This window comes from Streptomyces sp. T12, assembly GCF_028736035.1.
In the GTDB taxonomy this organism is placed as follows: domain Bacteria; phylum Actinomycetota; class Actinomycetes; order Streptomycetales; family Streptomycetaceae; genus Streptomyces.
This window is the reverse complement of the sequence record NZ_CP117866.1, coordinates 5,770,548-5,790,756: the sequence shown is the minus strand read 5'-3', so window position 1 is coordinate 5,790,756 and position 20,209 is coordinate 5,770,548. Positions and strand designations below refer to the sequence as shown.

Genomic DNA, 20,209 nt, shown 5'->3' with positions numbered 1-20,209 from the left:
GCCCCACGGCGTCAGCGCCGGGGGCCGGTGATGGGGTACAGTGACCAGGCGATCGGACACCGCCTCCGGATGATCACGGGGCGGGCGTCTTACGCGGGTGTAGTTTAATGGTAGAACATCAGCTTCCCAAGCTGAGAGCGCGAGTTCGATTCTCGTCACCCGCTCCATGATGAAACCCCAGGTCAGTGGCCTGGGGTTTGTTTGTTGCATAGACCAATTTTAGGGCGGCGTGCCCTCTGCGCGCCCTAAGTCGAGGTGAAACGCCCATTCCGGGACCTCCAGGTTCGAATTCAGGGCCTATGGTGCCGCCGCGTCTCAAATAGCGAGATCCATTTTCGGTGATCTGAGTCACACGTTGAGCAAACGGCGGCCAAGTCGCACGCGCAAAGGGCGACTTGATGAGCGGTGAACATCCCTAGCTTTGGCCGCGTTCGGTCCGGGGCCTGAGCCGGTGCCTCACAATGCGCGCCATGTCCACCAGGTACGGCCGCTCTCGAAGACCGCGGGCGGAAGCAACGGACGGTCCGCGCCGGCCTTGCGCTTGCGCCCTGGCCTCTATTGACCGGCTTGGATTCGTGCGCCTGGAACACCTGACAGGAAGACCAGGACGAGGCCACGTGCCGGTCCAACCGGACAGAGGCCCTCGCGCTGAGCGACCAGGCTCGCGCAGTGCGCGTTCCTCGGGCCCTCGTCGGAGACCCGAGCATCCCGCAGCGCGGGAAGCCCGTCCCCGATGATCTCGGAGACCTCAGCGCCACGCCCGCCACCGAGTTGGACCGATCTACGGCGTACTCCGAGAAGGGCGACCTCGTCGGACAGGCCGCACGAGTCGCCCCCGAATACCGGGAGTGCTTCGACGACGACTTCATCGCCGAGGCTTCTCGCGTAGAACAGGCGCCTACGGAAGCCAGCCGGCGGACATGCCCTCAGCCGCTCACTGCAGTGACAGCTGGCCGTCGACCTCCATCGGCCGACAAGGCACATGCGCCCACCACGGAGACGTGGTGGCTGCACAGCCCTGGGCCACCCTGATTTTCGACTGAGCGTGGCATGGAGCGCCTCGGCGGACACGCCTTAGCGGACCCCGGCCATGACACCGCCGACTTCCAGCCAAGCCGATGCGCACGATTCTTCCGTTTCGCGTCGACCGCCCGGTACAACCTTCCAGTCGACAGGGATATCCCTCTGTCATATGCCACAGCATAGACGTATCCCATGACGAGGTGGGGTGTCGGCCAAGTATGGCAGCTGGAGCACCCCGATGTGAGCCGGAATCAATTCCGCCTGGAAACGGGCTAGTCAGAGGGTTGCTAGGTTCCCGCCCGGAGCAAGGCCCTGCGCTTTTCCGACTGCCATGGGCCTACCTGAAGCCGCCACCAGCAGCCGTTACGGCTGCAGCGCACAGCGAAGGACCACCATGACACTTCCCGACCCACCTGAGAGCGAGCCTGGTGACGAAACCCACCGCAAGGTCAGCATGTGGCTGTCCGGAATCACCGCAGTCGCAGGCTTGATTGCGGCAATAGCCGCCGTGATCTCTGCGGTTCGCGGGTGACGTGATCAGACCGGCAGACCATCCATTGACCCCTGTGCCCCGGACGATCGAATAGGACGGAGGCCGACCTTCGCGTTACGCAGGCACCAGGTCTCCCAGCGCCTCGCGCAGGGCGATGCCTGCGACAGGCCCCGCCACAGCCACCTGCCGCAGGTCATCACTCTTCATGTAGCGGTAGCTCTGCGGAGGGTGGAAGGTGCCCGCAGCACGCAGGGCACTGAGGGGCACGGGTTGCTCGAAGGACACGGGGGCCTCCAGTGTGAGGCCGCTCGCCTGAGTGGCGCCGCTCATATAGGCGTCGTACTCGCGCCGGGTGATTCCCGTCTGGGTGCGATGGGCCGACCAGACATCCTTCGGGGAGGCGACATGTACCGCGGCGATGCGCGCCATGCCCACCAGGGCCATGGTGGGCGCGGTCGCGTAGAGCAGAACTGGGGTTCCGGGAGGCGCGGCGACGCGTTGGCGGCGGACCTCCACCGTCTTGCTGCCGGCCAGGATCGCGGTGGCGAAGCGCGGGTGGACGGACAGCAGCATCGCGCGTTCCGGATCGTTCACGTCGTTCGGTGCCCCTCTTTGTAGACCGCCTGGAACAGCTCGTTGCTGATCTTCGACAGCGAGATCAGCGACAACGGTAGTCCCAGCTCCTTGGTGAGGGAGGTCAATCGCCGCAGCGTCACCGGCTTGGGGAAGATCTCGGTATCCGAGAACCTCAGCGCCATGGCTCGGCCCGAGGCGTCAGCGGCTGCTTTAACCTCACCCCGACCATATACGCCCAGGTGTTCGAATTTCGAGAAGAGGGTGTCAGGTGTGTCGATGAGCACCTCGTCGAGACGCGAACTGCCCACCACCATCTGGCCGTCCACACCTGCAGTGCCCTTGCTGACGTACCAAAGCAGACGGGCGGGAACGCTCTCGCCTCGGTGCCCGGAAGACCGGTAGTAGACGTGCTCCCGACTGATCCCCAGTACGTCGCTGCGAGGCAGCAGCATGGCCGGGACGTTGAACAGTTCAGTGGACCAGCGCGGTTCAATCGGCACCAGGAAGGACGGCAGCTCTGAATCGATGACCTTCGCCGGCCACCAAGCGCGCTCCACCACAGAGGCCACCTCGGCCGGCATCCCAGCGTGAAGTGAGGCCGCTTCCACGGTCAGTTCGCGGGCGAGTCCGCCGGCCACCGCCTCCACCTCGGCTGCCGTACCGCACACGTTCACCAGGAGGGCCACGAACTTGCCGTCATGCTCGAAGAAGCCGTCGTCCCCAGCGGCAGCCTTGGCTGCGGCGGAGAGGTGCGGGTCGCTGATGCGCATGATCTCCGCCCCGCAGTCGCGCCCATGGCGCTTCAGCAGGAAAAGAAGCTGCCTGGCCAGGGTCTCTTCCAGCGGATAGCCTGCGGTGCGCAGTACGGGGACGATCAGAGTCCGACCGTCCAACGCCCATGCGTAGAGGGCGACCGGATGGCCCTGCCCGTCCCTCAGCAGCTCTCGACGCCACACGACTGTGTCATCGGTCAGCGACCGAAGACGCTCGGCGAAAGCCGAGCCGTCGTCGCCGCCCGACTGGTTGAAGAAGGCGACCAGCTCGTCCTCCCCACCTGGTGCCACCTCGCTCGACCGGAACTCCGTGCCCATCAGATCGGCCGGGCGATACACCTGGGCTTGCCGCAACTCGTCCACGTGGAGCGTCACGGTGGAGGGCGATACGACGCGGACTCGGGCGACTTCCCAAGCCACGTCGGCGAGACGGGACAGGAGCGGGTTCCGGGTGGCCAGGACTTGGAGGCCGGCGCACGATGTCTCGGCCACGTAGTGCAGGCAGCGTCGGAGTGTCGCGTCGACGGGGAGGTCTGCAAGTGACTCCGCGGCTGCCTTCAGCAACTCAGCCGTTCGTTCGGCCACAGCCTCGGAGGCAGGGGTGAGCTGGCGTAGGCCGTGGAGCGCTGCCCGCTGGTGCTGACGCTCGGCGGTATCGCCGACGTCCCGGATCTGGTGGACCAGTTGGGGCGTGTAGGCGAGTTCGACGAGGTCCGTCATCCAGCCCGCCTCCAGCGCGCGGGACTCCTCCGCATCGGCCGTTTCCGCGAGTCCGCGCAGATCGGCGAAGACACCGTGGTCGACGGTCACCACCAGCAGCGCGTCGCTCTCCACCTCTGTGAACAGGTCCGGGTGCCCGAGGTCCAGCCACCATCCGTCGAGGATCTCTCCATCCCGGCCGCGTCCGCGCACCTCACCGTTCGGGACGAACCCCAGGCTCGTCCACATGTCGCTGAGTTCGTAGTCCCGTCGGCATTTGGCCTTGATGCCGAGCCGTTGGGGATAGCGCTGCTTGATGGCCTCCACCAGCAGTCGGGCGATACCCCGGCCGCGCTGTTCCTCCGCCACGCACAAGTGGGCAAGACGTATATGGGCACTCCTCTTGGGGAGCCCGAACAGCGCGTAGCCGATCACTTCGTCCGCTTCGATGGCGACCAGGAGCCCTCCGTTCTCCGCCGCCTGTCGATACGCGGGAGGCGTCAGCAGCCCCAGCGTCTTTGTGTAGCGATCACCCAGCGCCACGGCCTTGTCGATCAACTCGACCTGCGCAGGCGACGCGGGAAGAACCTTGACCGCCATCGTTCCCCCTCCAGAAAGGTCGGCCAAGGCCGACCTCAACTCCCCTGTCAGTACATACAGGGAAAGCTGATCTCAACCGAGGCCAACCCTCAAGGGGGCACGAGGGGCGCACGGTACTGCAGAGGCTGTCACGGAGCGGCTACTGCCGTACGGACCCCGGCCAGGACCTGTCCAACCGGGATCCGTACGGTCACGGTTGTCACGCTTCCTCGGCGTGCTGCCCCTCAGCGTCAGGGCTTCGCAACTGCTGCCGTACCTCGGCGTCGATGCCTTGTGCCAGCCTCCGCTGGTGCTTCACCGTCGAGTGCTGATAGATCAGCTGGGCCCGCTCCGAGGACTGGCCGGCGCGGACCATGAGGTCCTTCAGCTTGGCGCCGGTGTCGGCGGCCAAGGTGTTGCCGGTGTGGCGCAGGTCGTAGAAGCGGAAGTTGTCCGGCATGCCGACCCTGGTCCTCGCCTTGCGCCATTTGCGGCCGAAGGTCGAGCGGCGGAAGGGAGCGCCCTTCTCGCCGATGAAGAGGAGGCCGTCCGGTCCCTTCTCGGCGAACCACTGCAGGTGGCGACGCAGTTCCGGGAGCAGGAAGTCCGGCAGGTAGACGGTGCGCTTGCCCGCCCGGGTCTTGGGGTCACCGGTAACGCGCCTGCCGTTGGTCAGCTCCGGCGAAGCCTGTGTCACACGCAGGGAGCATTCGTCGAGATCGACACTGTGACGGCGGAGTTCGGCCAGTTCCTCCGGGCGGAGGGAGGCGAAGGCTCCGAGCAGGACCATCAGACGCCAGCGTGGGCCCATGGCATCGGCGAGGTCGAAGACCTGCTCGATGGCGGCGGTGGGACGTTCGTCGGCCTCCTCCTTGCCTGCGCCCTTGATGCGGCATGGGTTGCTGCGGAGCATGTCGTCGTCGACCGCCGTCTGCAGGATGGCTTTCAGCAGCCGGTACGACTTGGCGACCGTGGTGGCGCCAGTCGCCTTCAGGCGGTCGGCTCGCCATGTGCGGACGGAGGGCGGGGTGATCTCGTCCAGGTTCTTGCCGCCGAAGGTCGGCAGGATGTGGAGACGGAGAAGCCCGTCGTAGCGGTCGACGGTGGTGGGAGCCAGGCCGCGTTCCTCCAGCCAACGGAGTGCGTACTTCTCGAAGTTGACCGCGCCGGCGTCCGGGTCACGCCATGTGCTGCGCTCGATGTCCGCGCGGACGAGGTTGAGCCAGTCCTGGGCGTCAGACTTGGTCTCGAACGTCTCCGGTGCTTTGTGCCGTTGGCCGTCCGGTCCGAGGTAGCGGGCCTGCCATCGGCCGGAGGCGAGCTTGCGTACCGTGCCGAACTCGCGCCGCCGCTGCGGCTTGCGTGCCGCCATCAGGCCGCCTTGCCGTAGCGGGCACGGATGCGGCGGACTGGCTCGACGGTGCGCGCCTCGACGTACTCGGTGATCGCGCTCTCGGGGATGCGTACCGGGCGGCCGAGCTTCACGTAGCGGATGCGGCGCTCGGCGATCAAGCGGCGGACGAAGCGCTCGCCCGTGCCGAGCATGTCGCCGGCCTCGGCCACGGTCAGGAGGCGGTCAGCCATGAGCGGTCACCTCCTGCGCGGTGTACGCGGTGCGCTGGGAGCGGGGAAGGGCAGGGGGTATTGCGGGTCGGCGCAAGGGCGTTGGGTCCTTTACTCGGGGTGGTGCGGTGTGGCAGGCCGCTCGGTGGGCGTCGCCTGGGACTACGCGGCGCGGATGCCGTGGAGGAGGGTCAGGGGCGGGACCCGAAGAGCCTGGGCGAGGGCGACGAGGTCGTCGATGTCGCAGCGGCGTTGGGCACGTTCGATGCGGGACAGCATCGTGTTGGTCATCGGACGGCCGAGGGCGGTGACGCGGGCGGCGAGCTCGCGCTGGGCGAGGCCGCGTTCGGTGCGGAGGATTTCGATGGTCCGAGCGGCCCGTATTCCGGCCGGTCCGATTTCCAGGGATCGTGCTGCCATGGCTCCATTTGTAGCTTCCATTCGCCGGTTTGGTTAACCGGCGATCGTCGGCTATGTTGCGCCGGCGAACGGGCGGGGCTTACCTCTGGGCTGGGTTCCGAGTATCCGGTTGGCGGTGTCTTCGCCAGCTCGATTACATGCTCTGACGTGGGATGTTGTGTTGTAGCTTGCACTCTCAGCGGGAGTCAACGGGTTCCCGATGTGATGCTTCTGGCTTCACCTGACGGAGCATTATTTCGGCAACCGGCGATCCGGGTTTATGGTTTTGTTCCTGCCTCGCAGCACACGTTCGCCGTCAGCTGTCTGATTTCCCGGTGGAATGCTGGACTTGTGTGGCACGGGTGTGGCTGTCTTGGCCATACGACGCCACCAGCCCTCCCCCGCGCCTTCGGACCGGGGCTGTGTGCAACCCCCTCCCTGTGCACCGCCCGACGAGGGCCGATCGCACCTCCCCGTCCTGACCTAGGAGCCGCCGCCCGATGAGCTACGACGCCCGCGAATGGGTGTGGGACCACAGCCGCAGCAAGGGAACCGCCCGTATGGTCCTCGCCCTGATCGCCGACCGGTGCCGTGACCGGCGCTGCGTCGCGTACGCGTCCGTGCCCACCCTCATGAAGCGCGCCAACGCCTCCCGCACCGCCGTACGCGACGCCCTGGCCAAGTTGATCGCCAGCGGCGAGCTGGTGCAGCTCCCCGACCGCAAGGGGCCACGGGGAGAGACGTACTACGTCCTCCCGGTCGCCGCCCGATTCCTCGCCGATCAGGCCGAGGAGGGGGACCAGAATGCGGCCCCGCGGGGGGATCGGATTCCGGCCCTCTGGGGGCCGGAATCCGACCCTGCCGAGCATGTCGAGGGGGAAACGGATTCCGACCCCGGGGAACGGAATCCGGCCCCCAGGGGGTACGGAAACCGACCCGGTGGGGGTTCGGATTCCGACCCCCAGAACAGAAGAGAACCGAAGGTGAACGGTAAGAGCAGCAGCAGCTCTGCCCCACTCATCTCCGCGCTCGAATGGCAGATCGACGACGATGCCCGTGCCTGGCTCCAGCACCACGGCCACCTTGACCGACTCGGCGAGCACGCCCTGCACGCCGCCGACGGGAAGTGGCGCGCCTACCGGACTCCGTGGGCGCCCCGCACCGCCGCCGCGTGGGCCACCGACTGGCGCGCGTGGATCGCCCGGGAACACACCCCCGCCCCTGGCCGCCCCACCCTCTACGCCCTACCCGGCGGCACCCACCGCACCCACACCGCAGCCACCGGCATGACGCGCTCCGAAGCGCACATGGCCGCCCTGCTCGCCGCCCTCGACGAACCGACCGGAACGGAGTATCCCGCCCTTGGACCGACGTGAAGTCGCCGCCGTCCTCGCCTACATCGGGCGCCTCGACCCCCGCACCATCCGCACCGGCACGGGAGAGGCCCGTGACCAGATCGCCCAGTGGCAGGAGCTGCTCGACGACGTGCCCTTCGCCACCGACCACGGCTGGGACGTCCGCGAGGCGATACGGTCGCACGTCCTCGACTCGCCGTACCCGATCCTGCCCGTGGACGTCGTCCGTAGATGGCGTGCCCACCGACGCGACCGTCTCGATCGGCACACCGACCCCACTCCTGACGCCGACCCGGACGACCCTGTCGCCTGGCGTGCCGAGCTGCTCCGGTCCCGGAACGCTGTCGCGACCGGGGTGACCGCCCCTTCGACGTACCGGCACATCACCAGCGGTGGCCGGCCTCGCGACGTCGAGGAGCGCCTGCGCGAGGTCGGGTCGTGCATCCCGCCGGCCGTACGCGCCGACCTGGCCCGCTACCGTCCGGCCCGCGCCGCGCGCGAGACCGCCGTCGCCGCGGGCGTCCCGGACGCGCTCGGCGTGCGGTGCGACTGATGCCACGCGGCCGTGGGCTCCCCGTGCCGTCAGCGCAGGGCGAGCCCTGACGGAACCGCCCGGGGCAATGCCGTACGTGCCACTCCCCATCCGTCGCGCGTCGACCTCGCCGCTGCCCGGATGGACCGACACCGAGCAGCGTGACGCCGTCCCGTTTCACTCCTCGCGGCAGTTGCGTGGGCTGGGACCGGCTCGGTCCCCAACCGGTCGTACACGGTCCCGACGTTGCGCTGGGGGACCATGTCCCGGGGACCGCGTTTTGAGGACCGTGCCGACGGCTGCCGGGGACCGGTCCCGCTGAACATGCAGCTCAGAGGGCCTTTATGCCGGTCCCCTGAGGCGTCCCGGTAACCGGGACCGTCCCCACGGCAGCCTCTTCGGTCCCCGCGGGGACCGGGACCGTGCAGCGGAACGGGACGGTCCCCGTGACGGCGTGTCAGGGGGACCGTCCCCGATGAGCGTCGCATCCCGTCCCCCGTTGTCTGGGGACCGTATGCCTCAGCGCTTGGGGACCGGTCCCCGTTGCGCTCCTCGCAACCACAGCCCTGCCCCTGACGGCACCTACCGCAGCTCCCGCGACCGTCGAACCGCTCGGCCACTGGCCTCATCTGCCATCGCTCGGCGCTTCGGCGGCTCAGCTCCTCTACCGACCACACCCCCGGAGAACCACACGTGCACGACCGACGCCACGAAGACACCAACCAGCAGGAGACGCCCGTCGCCCCGGACAACCGCGCAGCAAGTTGTCGGGTAAGGAGTCCTTACCCGGCCTCCGCCCCTGGGGTGGCGGAGGCACCCGGCGCCGAGGGGGCGCCGGGTGCGGTCGGCCCGGGGGTGCCGACCGATACGGGAGACACCAGACCGTCGCCCCACGCCGCACAGACGCCGACGCCGCAGCGCCGTCTGCGTCAGCCGCGCCTGCGTGAGCGCCGCGTCCACCCCCGTTACAGCGACAGCGAGTTCACCGACCTCGCCCACGCCGCCGCGCTCAGCCGTATGCAGATCGGCGGATACGTCGCCGAGGCGTCGCTCGCCGCAGCCCGCGCCGAGGACCCCACCGCCGCGATCGCCGACTACCGCGCCACGGTGAAGGCACTGATGGCCGCCAACCGCCAGCTGGGCATGATTGGCAACAATCTCAACCAGCTCACCTGGCACCTGAACAAGGACGACGCCTGGCCCGAGCCGGACGCCGTCCACCGGCTCCTGGCCCGTGTCGAAGCGTCGATCGACGACGTGGACACTGCCGTCGCCCAGGTCACCGAGGGAAGGCAGGGCCGGTGATACCGAAGATCATTACGGGCAAGGGCAGCACCCGCCGCCTGATCGCCTACCTCTTCGGCAAGGGCGACGCCAACGAGCACGTCGACCCCCACCTGCTCGCGTCCTGGAACGACTTCGCCCCCGACCCCGGCCGCAGCCCACACCGCGACCCCAAGGAGGTGGAGAAACAGCTCTACACCCAGCTCGACCAGCCGGTGGCCATGCTCGGCCGCCGAGCTCCCCAGACCACGGTCTGGCACTGCCCGGTCCGCGCCGCCCCCGAGGACCCCATCCTGTCCGACGCCCAGTGGGCGGAGATCGCCCGCCGGATCGTGGCCGCCGCCGGCATCGCCCCCGCCGGAGATAACGAAGCCTGCCGCTGGGTGGCCGTACGCCACGCCGACGACCACATCCACATAGCCGCCACCCTCGTCCGCCAAGACGGCCGCCGCCCCCGCCGGGACTACGACATCCGGGCCGTCCAACGCGAAGCCCGCCAGATCGAAATCGACTACGGGCTGAGGCGGTTGAAGCCCGGCGACGGCACCGCCGCCAAACGCCCCACCAGCAAGGAACACTTCAAGGCCAAGCGCCTGGGCCAGGACGCCACCGCCCGCGAGATCCTGCGCCGACGCGTCCGCCGCGCCATGGCCGCCGCCCCTACGGAGACCGAGTTCTTCGCCTTCCTAGAGGCGTCCGGCGTGGTGGTGCGGTCGAAGACAGAGCCGTCGGGAGATGTGTCCGGCTATAGCGTCAGCCTGCCCGGCGACGTCAACAAGCAGGGCGAACCCATCTGGTACGCCGGTTCCACTCTCTCCGGCGACCTCTCCCTGCCCCAGATCCGCAAGCGCCTCGCAACGACCGCTCCTGAAGCGGTCGCCGTCCGACCGGGCAACCCGTGGCACCAGGCCACCGCCGCCACCGAACGCATCCCCCACCACCTCACCCACAGCGGCGACGGCATGGCCCAGGGACACCTTTCAGCGCTCGGCGGAGCGCTCGACCTGCTCTCCCTCACCGCCCCGGCCGCAGCACGGGCCGAGCTGGAACGAGCCGCCGCGGCTTTCGAGCGGGCCACTCGCTCCCGCATCGCCGCCGACCACGCCAGTGCCCGTGCCCTGCGCCGCAGCGTCCAGGCGATCTGGAACGACCCCGTACTCCACGGCGACGGCACAGGACTGGCGATGCTGATCGACGCCGCGCTCACCGCCGTCGCCTACGCCGTGCACTGGCACCGCACCCGCCGGCACGCCCAGCAGGAGGCCGCAGCAGAACAGGCCCTGGTCCATCTGCAAGCGGCGTACGCGCAGGTCGCGGAACCCGTCTTGGTGGGGCTGGCCCACCGCTCACCGGGTTTGCAGAGCAAGCGCCGCTATGCCCGCCACCTCCAGCAGGCGGTTCCCGAGCACGCCGAGCGCATCCTCAACGACCGTGCCTGGGATGCCCTGGCCACTGTGCTCGCTGAAGCGGAGGCGGCAGGCCACAATGCCTCCGCCCTCCTCGACCAGGCCGTCCGCCAACGCACGTTGGACGACGCCCGCAGCCCCGCCCGCGCCCTGACCTGGCGCATCCATCGCCTCGGCCAGCGCCACGCACCCGGCCCACAGGCACAGGCAGCCAACGCCCGCCACACCGTGCAGCGCCCGGCCGCGCCCTCGCTCTTTCCGGAGGCCAAGGGACGACAGCGCTGATCACGTCGCCACGGACACCACAGGGTCGAGGAGTTCCGATGCCTCCTCTCACCGGTACCGGTCGGCTCCGCCGCCGGCCTTGGGCTTGTGGGGCTCGTACGCGCCGATCAGAACGCCCATCTCGCGCAGATGCTCCAGACTCCGGCGGTAGGGGGGGTGGGCGGCCTGGGCCGAGTTCAGGTACGGCAGGACAGCGGTCAGGATGCCCATGCCGTACGCCTCGCACAGGATGCCCAGAGCGGGTTCTCGTCTCGGTTGGCTGGGATCAGCGAGAACGGCCAGGGTGCTGCCGGTTGGTGAGGTCCGGGGCGCGGCGCAGCAGGCCCCGTTTCTCCAACCTGGCCGCGACCGTCGCGGTGCCGTGCGGGCCAGCGGGTTTTCACCGCCACGCCGCGCAGCTATGCGGTGTTGCAGTCGGTGTCAGGAATGTGTTTCCAGATCGGCGGCCCACCGCGGAGCGGGGTTACGCCTGTGGGTAGACCTCCTCGACCCGGTCGCGCTTGGTGTACATCTCCCAGTAGAGCGAGGCGAGGTCGGCCGGGTCTACGACCGGGAACTCGCTCGCGGCCCCCGACGCCCCGGCAGCCTTCGCAGCCTCGCTACCGCCGATGAACGCGGCGACCGACAGGGTGCCCGCGTAGACCCCGGACTCGGCGAGTTCGCCGTTGAGGGAGTACAGCCAGTTGCGGGCGGCGGCCATCAGCGGGCCGACGCCGCTGGCGTTGGCCATGGGGTGGACCGCGGTCGCTCCGGTGGTCATCAGCAGGGCGCCGTCGCCGCGCTCGGTCCACTCGGGCAGCACGGCCTGGACGATGGCCAGCGGGGTGAGCACGAGCAGCGGCATGTCTTGGATCAGGGTGGCCGGTTCGAGCCGCGCGGCCGGGGTGAAGCCAACGCTGGGGATGGGGCCGTACTCGATGACATCGATCCGGCCGAACCGCTCGCGGATGGACTCGATCACCGTGGGGATCTCCTCCGGCGCGGACAGGTCGGCGGTGAAGCCTGCCGCCTCGATGCCCTCGCCGCCCAGCTGGTCGACCAGCGCGTCGAGGCGGTCCTTGCGCCGGGCCACCAGAGCGACGCGGAAGCCCTCGCCGGCGAATCGACGGGCGACGGAGGCGCCGAGGCCGGGGCCGGCACCGAAGATCACGATCACTTTGGGCATGGGTACTCCTCCAAGTGCCGTCACAGTGACGGTGGATGACGGATGAGGTGGTTGGGTCAGCCCTTGGCGTTCCACACCAACGGCGCCTTGCGAATCCAGGTGGCCTGCTCGATGGCATCGAGAAGGAAGCCGGCGAGATCGGCGCGGTTGATCCGGGGCCCCGGCTTGGTCTTGCCGGTCTCGGCGGCCTTCAGCGGGCCGCTGGCGGGCTTGTCGGTCAGTGCGACGGCCCGTGCGAGGGTCCAGTCGGCGCCGGAGGCTCGGACCAGGCGGTCGACGCCGTCGTGGTCGGCGAAGCTGACCTTGAGGTTGGACAGCTTGATCGCGGCCTTGACCGCGGGGTTGAGCCGGTCCCAATCGTCTCCGGCGCCCTGGGTGGAGGTCAGGACGATCCGGCGGATGCCCTGCTCGCCCATCACGGTCAAGGTGTCGCGGGCCGCGTCGCTCATGAAGTGCGGCGGGCTGATCGGCTTGGCCCAGGGGTTGTCGGAGGCCCGGGCGTTGTTCAGGACGCTGATGACCGCGGTCGTGCCTTGGGCGGCCTTGCGCAGGTCGTCGATGTTGGCGGGTGTGCCCTGGATCAGCTCGACGCCGTCCGGGGCCTGGACGGCGCCGGGGTTGCGCACCAGAGCGCGGACACGGTGCCCACGCTCGGCGGCTTGGGCGAGCACGTGCGTTCCGGTGCGGCCGCTGCCGCCGAGCACGAGCAGGTCAGTCATGGGAATCACCTGGAGTGAAGAGAGGTCAGGCGGCACTCGGGGTGCCGAGGGCGGCGGCAAGACGGCGGGCCTGGTCGTGGGCGTCGGCCAGGGATGCCTCGTGCAGCGGGATGAGCGAGGCCAGCGCCGGGGCGTGGGGCGCCATGGTCAGGTCGGCTGTCACCGCGGTCACGTCCAGGCCGAGGAGGTTGGGGTTGCCCAGGACCGCTTCCAGCGCGGGCACCACGTAGTCCAGGCCGTGATTGGGTGTGCCAGGCCCGTAGCCGCCGCCTCGGGCGGAGATCAGCACGGCCGGCCGTCCCTCGGCGGGAGAGGGACCGGCGTGGTTCAGGGTGCGGCCGTCGACGATGATCTGGTCCAGCCACGCCTTGAACACCGATGGCATCGAGAGGTTGTACATCGGCACCGTGAACAGGTAGGCGTCGGCGCCGAGGAACTCCGCGATCAGCTCGTCCTGGAGCGCAGCCGCCTTCGCCTGCTCGGGGGTGTGCTGGGCCGGGTCGGTGATGCGGGCCGTGATGCCCGCGGCGCTCAGGTGGGGCACCGGCGAGACGGCGAGGTCGCGGTGGACGACCGGGCCCTGCCACTGGTCGCGGAAGGACTGGGCGACCTGGCGGGAGACGGAGGCTTCGCCAAGCGAGGACGAGTCGATGTGCAGCAGATACGACATGGTGGTGGTGCCTTTCAACGAGACGGGGGAATGGTGAGGGGTCAGGGACGGGCGGGGACGGCGCAGCCGTCGGGGCCGCAGCCCGGGGCGTCGCCCACGGGGGTGAGGATGATGGGGTGGGTTTCGTCCCAGGCCGTTTGCAGCAGGTCGAGCAGGGTGTCGCTGTCCTGCGCGCCGGGGACGCCGTAGCGGCCGTCGACGACGATGAACGGAGCGCCGGTGGCGCCCAAGCCCTGAGCGCGGCGGGCGTCGTCCTTCACCTGGGTGCGGTAGCGGCGGTCGGTGAGGACCTGGCGCGTCAGGCTGCGGTCGAGGCCCAGCTCGTCGGAGAGGTGGAGCAGGTCGTCCAGGGCGAAGACCGGCTCGGCCTTGCCGAAATAGGTACGGAAGATCGTGTCCCAGGCTTCGCGGTTCTTGCCCTCGGCGGAGGCGTGGGCCAGGAACTCGTGGGCCAGCTCGGTGTTGCCGACGACGTTGTCCAGCACCCGGTAGGGGCTCAGGCCCTCGGCGCCGGCGAGCGTCTCGATCTGCCGGGTCGCCGCCTTGGCCTGCGTGCCGCTGATGCCGTGCTTGCTCAGCAGGGCCTCGCTGACGCTGACCGTGCGGTCGGCGGGAAAGCCGCCAGCCAGCGGGAAGGAGCGGTGGACCACGTCCACTTGGTCGCTGTGCTCGAATCGCTCCACGGCCCGGTCCAGACGGTGGCTGCCAAGCCCGCACCAGGGGCAGGTGACCTCGGCCCAGATCTCTACTTTCATAGCCCCGACCTCCAATTCCTCTTATTTGTTCGTAACGCCATGATGCGCCAGTATGGAAGGCGGTACAAAAGGCACATCGGTGTGCGTGACAGAGAGGAATGGGCGCCATGCAGGACAGCGCGGAGACCGGGATGGCGGCGGCGGTCGGGCCGTGCGCGAGCATCCCCGCCGATCACATGGCCTTCATCCGCCAGGTCCTCGACCGCGTGGGTGACAAGTGGAGCATGTTGATCATCGCCGTCCTGGAGGTCGGCCCGATGCGTTACACCGACTTGCAGCGCCAGATCCCGGGCATCTCCCAGCGGATGCTGACCCACACCCTGCGCCAGCTCACCGAGGACGGCCTGATCAGCCGCACCGCCTACGCCGAGGTGCCGCCGCGCGTCGAGTACGCCCTCACCCCGCTAGGCGGCGGTCTGAACGAGATCGTCAAGCAGCTGATCGGCTGGGCGGCCCACCACCACGACGAGATCCGCGCCAACCGCTCCCGCCCGGGCGCCGCAGCATCCCCGTCACGGTCCTGAACCGCGGCGCCCACCGCCTCGGCCGGCTCGGCGTCAGCAGGCCGTGGCCGAGGGGGCCACGGTCCAGCCGTTGCCACCGACGGTGGGGCTGCCGCCGCTGAAGACCACGACCGGAAAGAAGCCGACTTGCTCGTCGGTGATCTGGCACTTTTCGTTGTGCGGCACCGGCACTCTTTGGCTCATACCGCTGGTCCTTTTCGGATGCCCTCGATGCTGTGCGGTTGGGGGTTCAGCACGTGCTGGAGGGCGGCCCCGTCTCCTTCCCGCCATGTCGCGGCGGCATTGGCCGGAGCCTTACCCCTGATAGCGAGCCACCGTGTAGGCGCCTGGACCCAGGACAGGCAGTGCGCCAGCTTCGTTGACGATCTCAAAGACCTCGAAACCGGCGAGGAGCGCATGCAGCTCCAGTTCGCGAGGGCCGAGAACACGCCGCCGGATGGCATCGTGGCACTCCTCGCCCGAGTCGAATACCCAGTGTCGGCGCATGGTGTTGATCTGTGTTCGCAGGTCCCACTCGTAGCTGATGGTCACCGTGGCGGCCCCGAGGCGGGTGTCGACGCGGGCCTGTTGAGAGCTGCGGGACTCGATCGGGGCCACTGGAGAGCACAAGACGAGCAGGGTGTCCGGGTGCGCGTGCGCGGCGAAGGTCTGGAACGCTGCCCGGACGTCCGCGTTGTCGTGCACGTAGGCGAGCGAGTTGCCCAGGCACACCAGGACGTCGGCGGTGTGGCCGAGTCGGACGGAGCGCATGTCCCCGACCCGGACGTCGAGTCCGGGGCGCGTGCGGCGGGCGTAGTCGACCAGGCCGGGCTGGAGATCAACGCCGACGCAGTCGAAGCGCCGGGCAAGCAGCTCCAGGTCTCTTCCGGTGCCGCAGCCGAAGTCCAGCAGCGTCCGGGCTTCCGGGCAGTGCCGGTAGATGAGTTCCCGGCAGATGCTCGCACTGTCGCTGGCGGACTGCACGTCGTCGTACAGCGCGGGGTCCCGGTAGAAAAGGTTCGACGCTTCGAGGCGTTCTGCCTCCACGATGTCCAGGCTGCTCATGCAAGGCTCCGGAGTCCGACTTCCAGGGCGAGTGTGTCGCACAGCAGGTCAGGCACCACGGGGGCTCGCTCGGCGTGCTCCCGGGCTCGGGCCAGGGCGACGGGATCAACGTAGCCGAGGTCGACCAGCAGCGACTCGCGGAGCATGTCGTCCAGGAGCGGAAGGCCGTAGCTTCGCAGGCCCGACTCCATGACCGCGAGGAAGTTCTCCGGTTCGGTCGGGGCCGCGACGGACTCGGGCAGTCCCGCGCGCCGCAGGCGGTCGCGGAACATCACCTTGCCCCGCTTGTGCTCCTGCGGCAGCTGCTCCATGAAGCGGACGACTCGGGGGTGGACGAGTGGAGCGACGGGCCAGATTCCGAGCCCTAGGTAGGCAGGGTTGTGCAGGCCGAATGCCATGAGCGTGGGTACCGGGAGCACGGGGATCGGGGCGAGGTCCTCGTCCACCTGGGGCAGGGCTTCGGTTGCCGTATCCCCGAGCCACGGGACGGGCTCCGCCGCGGGGAGTTCGGCGCCTGTACGGGAGTGACAGGCATTGACTTCGTCTCCACCACCCCCCGTGAAGATCACCTCGCAACCGTGGGCGGCCACGTGCCCGCGCAAGACGTCGAACGCCTCCTGATAGAAGGCTCCCGCCGGGTCGTGCGGCAATCCGCGCTCCCGTACTCCACCGGGCACGAACGGCGGGTACTGCATGGCCGGGACAGCGGTGTCCCACAGCCCGAAGTGATCCACCAACCTGCGGCGACGGTCCTGCTGAAGCCGACCGATTCGTCCGCCTATGAGCAGCCCGAACGTGTGGACGGAGCCGAAGCCGGCCGCGGCGGCCGAGAGAGCCACGTTGCCCGAGTCGGCCCCGCCGGACACCTCCACGCCGACGCAGCTCACCGTAGAACGCCACCCGGCCACGGCCTCGGTCAGCAGCGCATCGAACGCCTCCACCGGGTCAACACCCGCGCGCAGCCTTCGAGGCTCCAGCACGTGCTGCGCGGGCTCGGGGTAGAGGAGCGTGAGTCCCGCGGTCGTGAAGAGGGCCGTGGCGCGTTCCGTGAGCCGGTACACGCCGTCAAAGAGGGTGTCGGGGCTGTAGCGATGTCGGCGAGTCAAGGTGCGCGCCATGGCCCGGGGATTGAGTCGGTCGGGTCGCAGGTGGGGTCGTAGGTCAGCTAAGTCCCATGAGCCGTACAGGTCTTCTCCGGCCGCGACGAGGTACAGCGGCGCGGTGCCGAACACACCCGCTGAAACCTGAACCTCGTCCGGGCGCAGGAACAGGGACGTGAAGTCCACCTCCCCGCCCTTGTCCTCCCTCACCAGCGCGTGGACGCCGGATCCATCGCCCGGCACAAGTTCGGCTTCCAGGGCGGCTACGTGAGCGGGTCTGATCCAGCTCTGCCCGTTGACCCACCGGTCTGTGTCCCAGCGCCAGGCTGTGCTTCGGGTGTCGGCCAGCCGCACACGAAACGAAAGCACCTGCTTCCCCCTCGGTCATGGGGCGGTGGAGCAGGGTGCTCAACCCTGCTCCACCGCGTTCATGGGCTGATCAGCTGCAGTGGTCGCCGTTGTTGTCGCCACCGCCGGGCATCTTGTCGAGCAGCGCTGCGTCCATGCTGGGGACGCCGGTGATCAGGTGGCCGGTGAACAGGTCGTCGATGTTCATGGTCGTTCCTCTCCTACGGAGTGAGTGGATGAGCCCCGCGAAGTGCGGAGCCCTGGACCCGTCCCGGCCGCGGGCAGACCCGGCGGCCAAGACGGGGGTTCATCGGGTGCTGCTGCCACGGCGGCAGGGCGCCGGTGTGCCGTGGTGGGATCCCGCCCTGGCCGCTGGGGAGTTGTTGAGCCCGCCCCGGTGGGGAGCCGGGTCTCCCTGAGGGCTCGCGCAGCCAGAGCGGGAGTCAGTGAGTGCCCGTCGAGGGCTAGGAGCGGTCGAAGTACCAGAAGGCCCAGGCGACCGGTGCGGTGGAGGCGATGATCAGAGCTGACAGCAGCCACTGGCGCCAGCCATAGGGGCCACGGCGCCGGTTGCTGCGCTGGCTGTTCTTCATTGTTCGCGGTGACCCTTCTCGGGTTGCCGGACGACGGGCGGGAGGCCGGGTGAACTGATGAAGAGGCGCCTTGCCCGCTTCTGGTCAGGCAGGGTCGCTCCGGGTGGACGCATGGGCAGTTCGATGGGGGCTTCGTCAGGCATCGGCTTCGTCCTGTTCCTGCGACTCGCGGTAGACGTCGGCGAAGCGCCTGGTGAGCAGGCCGACTTCACGCATGTACTGGTAGGCACCGAAGTGAGTGGACTCCGCGGTGGGCCGGCGCGTCAGGTCGAGAACCCGGTAGCCCTCCCGGAACAGCGCCTGCACGGCCGGGTCCTCGTCGAAGCCCAGGTCCTCGGCCATCAGCGCTCTGAGGTGACCAACCAGATCCCGGGTCGTCGCGTCGATCATCGGGCGCTCGGGCATCGCCAGCCCGACGGCAAGCGCGGTGGCCACGCTCTCGTCGACCGCCTCCATGACGATCGGGAGCTGCGCAGCCTCGGACGACATGGCGCTCTGTGTTCCCATGCCCGCACCCCTTCTCCGGTGTCCACCGTTGTCGTGGCTGACAACGTCCAGAAAACCGGAGCGGGTTGGCGCGGACCACGGCATCCATGAGGCACTCCTGGGACACTCATGGGACAGATCAGCGCCGCCAGGGTAGACACGGACGGGAACGTGGAAAGGGGGTGGCATGGGGCTTGCGGAGCGGCGCAGGGCGCTGGGCTACAGTCAGGAAGAGCTCGCGCACGCCCTCGGCGTCGACCGGCGCACGATCGGCCGCTGGGAGACCCGGACCACCACACCCCAGCCGCCCTTACGGCCACGGCTGGCCGAGCTGCTGCACCTCGACCTTGATGAACTCGACGCCCTGGTGGGACAGCCACAAGCAGCCCGTCCGGAGTCGGCAGGGTCGCCGCCTCGCGACCACCACGGCTCAGGGGACCCCGACGACATGATCCGACGCCAGTTTCTGCGCGCCATAGCCGTCACCAGCGCCCTCGTGGCCCTGCCCGCCGACGACAGCGCCGCCCTCACCGACGGAGCCCACCGCGGGACGTCCGAGGACTTCCTGCGCATGAACGGCCACCTGTGGCAGGTGTATCAACTCGCCCGCGCCAAGGGCTCCGTGTACCCGATCGTCCGCGACCAGCTCACCACGCTCAACGACACCCTCGACGGCCAGCCGGCATCTGAATCCCAGGCCCTGTGCGGCGCGGCCGGCGACCTCTTCCAGCTCGCCGGTGAGCTGGCCTTCGACGGCAACCGCTACACCGACGCAGCGGCGTCCTACACGCTCGCCGCCTCCGCGAGCAAGGAAGCCCAGTCGTACGACCTCTGGGCATGCGCCCTGGTCCGACACGCATACGTCGATCTGTACGAACGGCGTTACGCCGAGGCCGCCACCGCACTCTCGGCGGCTGAGCGGGTGGCGCGGCGAGGAGACAGCTCCCTGTCCACCCGCCACTGGGTCGCCTCCGTTCAAGCCGAGGCGTATGCCGGACTCGGGAACCTGTCCGCCTGCGAGCGCGCCTTGGACGAGGCGGAGAAGGTCACGGACCTGGGCGGCCCGTTCCACAACGGCGGCTGGCTCCGCTTCGACGGCTCCCGCCTCGCCGAGGAACGCGGCGCCCGCTACCTCCAACTCGGCCGCCTCGACCTCGCCGAGAAGGCCCTCACCGCTGCTTTGCGCCAGGACGTACTCGCCTCCGGGCAGTCCTTCCGGCGCCGCGGCGCCGTCCTGACCGACCTCGCGTCCATCGGCGCCAAGCGGCACGACCCGGACCAGGTCCTCACCTACGGCCGCGAGGCCCTGCAACTCGCCCGAGCGACGTCCTCCGGCTACGTCGCCCGTAAACTCCAGGGGCTACGAACCGACCTCGGCCCCCTCGCCCGCGACGCTCGTGTGGTCGAACTGGGCGCCGAGATCGACGCACTGTGCACGACGTGACGAGAGGGGAAGGCATGTCGCAGATCGAGGGCGCACGCGTGTTCCGCGAGGCTTGGATCACCGGCGTTCGAAAGCACTTCCCTGGCGAACCGAAGCCCGGCTACATCACCCCCTGGGAAGAGACACCGGAGTGGGAGCGCCAGGCCGCCGGGGCCGTGTACGAGCAGGTGCGCCAGTTCCTCGACCTCAGCGACCGCCACGCCTCCCGGCTTACCCGCGAGCAGAAGAGCCGCTTCGTCGCGACCTGCTGGACCGCGCAGATGTACAAGCACTTCGACGACCCCAAGCCCGGCTACGTGGCCGACTGGCCCGACCTGCCCGACTGGCAGAAGGAAACCGACGCCGACATCTTCGAGGCCATCGAAGACGCCTCGAAGTAGCCCCGCACTCGCTG

The 20,209-nt window shown here is 69.1% G+C and carries 20 protein-coding genes, 1 tRNA gene and 2 pseudogenes; 8 read left to right on the top strand and 15 right to left on the bottom strand.

The window, feature by feature from the left end; translation table 11 throughout:
• Positions 1-93 precede the first annotated feature (93 nt).
• A tRNA-Gly gene (locus PBV52_RS26040) sits at positions 94-167 on the top strand.
• 1,463 nt (positions 168-1,630) lie between these two features.
• Here the strand turns inward: PBV52_RS26040 and PBV52_RS26035 are convergent.
• From PBV52_RS26035 to PBV52_RS26015, 5 genes are all read right to left on the bottom strand, one after another.
• On the bottom strand, positions 1,631-2,110 hold the full coding sequence (locus PBV52_RS26035) for an ASCH domain-containing protein (RefSeq protein WP_246890211.1): 480 nt from the start codon (positions 2,108-2,110) through the stop codon (positions 1,631-1,633).
• Complete coding sequence (locus tag PBV52_RS26030; RefSeq protein WP_274241423.1) at positions 2,107-4,164, bottom strand: GNAT family N-acetyltransferase; 2,058 nt, start codon at positions 4,162-4,164, stop codon at positions 2,107-2,109. The genes PBV52_RS26035 and PBV52_RS26030 overlap by 4 nt, the downstream gene beginning before the upstream one ends.
• A gap of 199 nt (positions 4,165-4,363) precedes the next feature.
• Positions 4,364-5,515, bottom strand: coding sequence for a site-specific integrase (locus PBV52_RS26025; protein WP_274241421.1), 1,152 nt, complete (start codon positions 5,513-5,515; stop codon positions 4,364-4,366).
• Positions 5,515-5,727: a helix-turn-helix domain-containing protein gene (locus tag PBV52_RS26020; RefSeq protein ID WP_210551118.1), complete on the bottom strand. Its 213-nt coding sequence runs from the start codon at positions 5,725-5,727 to the stop codon at positions 5,515-5,517. Before PBV52_RS26020 ends, PBV52_RS26025 begins: the two co-directional genes overlap by 1 nt.
• Before the next feature lie 141 nt (positions 5,728-5,868).
• Positions 5,869-6,126: a helix-turn-helix domain-containing protein gene (locus PBV52_RS26015; RefSeq protein WP_274241419.1), complete on the bottom strand. Its 258-nt coding sequence runs from the start codon at positions 6,124-6,126 to the stop codon at positions 5,869-5,871.
• 479 nt (positions 6,127-6,605) lie between these two features.
• On the opposite strand from PBV52_RS26015, the gene PBV52_RS26010 reads away from it, so the two are divergent.
• From PBV52_RS26010 to PBV52_RS25995, 4 genes and pseudogenes are all read left to right on the top strand, one after another.
• Positions 6,606-7,481 (top strand): helix-turn-helix domain-containing protein, encoded by an 876-nt coding sequence (locus PBV52_RS26010; RefSeq protein WP_274241417.1) that lies wholly within the window; start codon positions 6,606-6,608, stop codon positions 7,479-7,481.
• Positions 7,468-8,157 (top strand): annotated as a pseudogene (locus tag PBV52_RS26005) (hypothetical protein). The gene PBV52_RS26010 and the pseudogene PBV52_RS26005 overlap by 14 nt, the downstream one beginning before the upstream one ends.
• 639 nt (positions 8,158-8,796) lie before the next feature.
• Positions 8,797-9,297 (top strand): plasmid mobilization relaxosome protein MobC, encoded by a 501-nt coding sequence (locus tag PBV52_RS26000; protein ID WP_274241415.1) that lies wholly within the window; start codon positions 8,797-8,799, stop codon positions 9,295-9,297.
• The gene (locus PBV52_RS25995) at positions 9,294-10,967 is read left to right on the top strand and encodes a mobilization protein (RefSeq protein ID WP_274241414.1); all 1,674 of its coding nucleotides are present in this window, start codon (positions 9,294-9,296) and stop codon (positions 10,965-10,967) included. Before PBV52_RS26000 ends, PBV52_RS25995 begins: the two co-directional genes overlap by 4 nt.
• Before the next feature lie 48 nt (positions 10,968-11,015).
• On the opposite strand, the pseudogene PBV52_RS25990 reads toward PBV52_RS25995, so the two are convergent.
• The 5 genes and pseudogenes from PBV52_RS25990 to PBV52_RS25970 all read right to left on the bottom strand — a co-directional run.
• Positions 11,016-11,207 (bottom strand): annotated as a pseudogene (locus PBV52_RS25990) (flavoprotein); the annotation flags it as partial.
• Positions 11,208-11,430: 223 nt separating this feature from the next.
• Positions 11,431-12,132, bottom strand: coding sequence for an SDR family oxidoreductase (locus PBV52_RS25985; RefSeq protein ID WP_274241413.1), 702 nt, complete (start codon positions 12,130-12,132; stop codon positions 11,431-11,433).
• A 56-nt stretch (positions 12,133-12,188) separates the two neighbouring features.
• Positions 12,189-12,851 carry an NAD(P)-dependent oxidoreductase gene (locus tag PBV52_RS25980; protein WP_120051525.1) on the bottom strand — a complete coding sequence of 221 codons (663 nt, stop codon included), beginning with the start codon at positions 12,849-12,851 and terminating at the stop codon, positions 12,189-12,191.
• Positions 12,852-12,876: 25 nt separating this feature from the next.
• Positions 12,877-13,521, bottom strand: coding sequence for an FMN-dependent NADH-azoreductase (locus PBV52_RS25975; protein ID WP_274249577.1), 645 nt, complete (start codon positions 13,519-13,521; stop codon positions 12,877-12,879).
• A 41-nt stretch (positions 13,522-13,562) separates the two neighbouring features.
• Positions 13,563-14,276, bottom strand: a complete 714-nt coding sequence (locus tag PBV52_RS25970) for a DsbA family protein (RefSeq protein WP_274241411.1) — start codon at positions 14,274-14,276, stop codon at positions 13,563-13,565.
• Positions 14,277-14,383: 107 nt separating this feature from the next.
• Between PBV52_RS25970 and PBV52_RS25965 the strand changes: the two genes are divergently transcribed.
• Positions 14,384-14,800 carry a helix-turn-helix domain-containing protein gene (locus PBV52_RS25965; RefSeq protein WP_162952060.1) on the top strand — a complete coding sequence of 139 codons (417 nt, stop codon included), beginning with the start codon at positions 14,384-14,386 and terminating at the stop codon, positions 14,798-14,800.
• 33 nt (positions 14,801-14,833) lie between these two features.
• Here PBV52_RS25965 and PBV52_RS25960 read toward each other — a convergent pair whose 3' ends face one another.
• From PBV52_RS25960 to PBV52_RS25940, 5 genes are all read right to left on the bottom strand, one after another.
• Positions 14,834-14,983: a hypothetical protein gene (locus PBV52_RS25960; RefSeq protein ID WP_274241410.1), complete on the bottom strand. Its 150-nt coding sequence runs from the start codon at positions 14,981-14,983 to the stop codon at positions 14,834-14,836.
• 111 nt (positions 14,984-15,094) lie between these two features.
• Positions 15,095-15,844 carry a trans-aconitate 2-methyltransferase gene (locus PBV52_RS25955; protein ID WP_274241409.1) on the bottom strand — a complete coding sequence of 250 codons (750 nt, stop codon included), beginning with the start codon at positions 15,842-15,844 and terminating at the stop codon, positions 15,095-15,097.
• On the bottom strand, positions 15,841-17,313 hold the full coding sequence (locus PBV52_RS25950) for an asparagine synthase-related protein (RefSeq protein WP_274241408.1): 1,473 nt from the start codon (positions 17,311-17,313) through the stop codon (positions 15,841-15,843). The genes PBV52_RS25955 and PBV52_RS25950 overlap by 4 nt, the downstream gene beginning before the upstream one ends.
• A gap of 443 nt (positions 17,314-17,756) precedes the next feature.
• The gene (locus PBV52_RS25945) at positions 17,757-17,885 is read right to left on the bottom strand and encodes a hypothetical protein (RefSeq protein ID WP_274241407.1); all 129 of its coding nucleotides are present in this window, start codon (positions 17,883-17,885) and stop codon (positions 17,757-17,759) included.
• 135 nt (positions 17,886-18,020) lie between these two features.
• Complete coding sequence (locus PBV52_RS25940; RefSeq protein WP_274241406.1) at positions 18,021-18,392, bottom strand: hypothetical protein; 372 nt, start codon at positions 18,390-18,392, stop codon at positions 18,021-18,023.
• Positions 18,393-18,558: 166 nt separating this feature from the next.
• On the opposite strand from PBV52_RS25940, the gene PBV52_RS25935 reads away from it, so the two are divergent.
• Both PBV52_RS25935 and PBV52_RS25930 read left to right on the top strand, forming a co-directional pair.
• Complete coding sequence (locus PBV52_RS25935) at positions 18,559-19,815, top strand: helix-turn-helix transcriptional regulator (RefSeq protein WP_274241405.1); 1,257 nt, start codon at positions 18,559-18,561, stop codon at positions 19,813-19,815.
• Positions 19,816-19,829: 14 nt separating this feature from the next.
• Entirely contained in the window at positions 19,830-20,195 is a 366-nt protein-coding gene (locus PBV52_RS25930; protein WP_274241404.1) for a hypothetical protein, read from the top strand.
• Positions 20,196-20,209 lie beyond the last annotated feature (14 nt).

Bases quoted from the DNA above. Each gene is read 5' to 3' on its own strand.
- PBV52_RS25945 (WP_274241407.1), bottom strand. From the start codon at position 17,885: ATGAAGAACAGCCAGCGCAGCAACCGGCGCCGTGGCCCCTATGGCTGG.
- PBV52_RS25935 (WP_274241405.1), top strand. From the start codon at position 18,559: ATGGGGCTTGCGGAGCGGCGCAGGGCGCTGGGCTACAGTCAGGAAGAG.
- PBV52_RS25970 (WP_274241411.1), bottom strand. From the start codon at position 14,276: ATGAAAGTAGAGATCTGGGCCGAGGTCACCTGCCCCTGGTGCGGGCTT.
- PBV52_RS25930 (WP_274241404.1), top strand. From the start codon at position 19,830: ATGTCGCAGATCGAGGGCGCACGCGTGTTCCGCGAGGCTTGGATCACC.
- PBV52_RS26020 (WP_210551118.1), bottom strand. From the start codon at position 5,727: ATGGCTGACCGCCTCCTGACCGTGGCCGAGGCCGGCGACATGCTCGGC.
- PBV52_RS25960 (WP_274241410.1), bottom strand. From the start codon at position 14,983: ATGAGCCAAAGAGTGCCGGTGCCGCACAACGAAAAGTGCCAGATCACC.
- PBV52_RS26010 (WP_274241417.1), top strand. From the start codon at position 6,606: ATGAGCTACGACGCCCGCGAATGGGTGTGGGACCACAGCCGCAGCAAG.
- PBV52_RS25975 (WP_274249577.1), bottom strand. From the start codon at position 13,521: ATGTCGTATCTGCTGCACATCGACTCGTCCTCGCTTGGCGAAGCCTCC.
- PBV52_RS26015 (WP_274241419.1), bottom strand. From the start codon at position 6,126: ATGGCAGCACGATCCCTGGAAATCGGACCGGCCGGAATACGGGCCGCT.
- PBV52_RS25940 (WP_274241406.1), bottom strand. From the start codon at position 18,392: ATGGGAACACAGAGCGCCATGTCGTCCGAGGCTGCGCAGCTCCCGATC.
- PBV52_RS25965 (WP_162952060.1), top strand. From the start codon at position 14,384: ATGCAGGACAGCGCGGAGACCGGGATGGCGGCGGCGGTCGGGCCGTGC.
- PBV52_RS26030 (WP_274241423.1), bottom strand. From the start codon at position 4,164: ATGGCGGTCAAGGTTCTTCCCGCGTCGCCTGCGCAGGTCGAGTTGATC.
- PBV52_RS25980 (WP_120051525.1), bottom strand. From the start codon at position 12,851: ATGACTGACCTGCTCGTGCTCGGCGGCAGCGGCCGCACCGGAACGCAC.
- PBV52_RS25985 (WP_274241413.1), bottom strand. From the start codon at position 12,132: ATGCCCAAAGTGATCGTGATCTTCGGTGCCGGCCCCGGCCTCGGCGCC.
- PBV52_RS26025 (WP_274241421.1), bottom strand. From the start codon at position 5,515: ATGGCGGCACGCAAGCCGCAGCGGCGGCGCGAGTTCGGCACGGTACGC.
- PBV52_RS25955 (WP_274241409.1), bottom strand. From the start codon at position 15,844: ATGAGCAGCCTGGACATCGTGGAGGCAGAACGCCTCGAAGCGTCGAAC.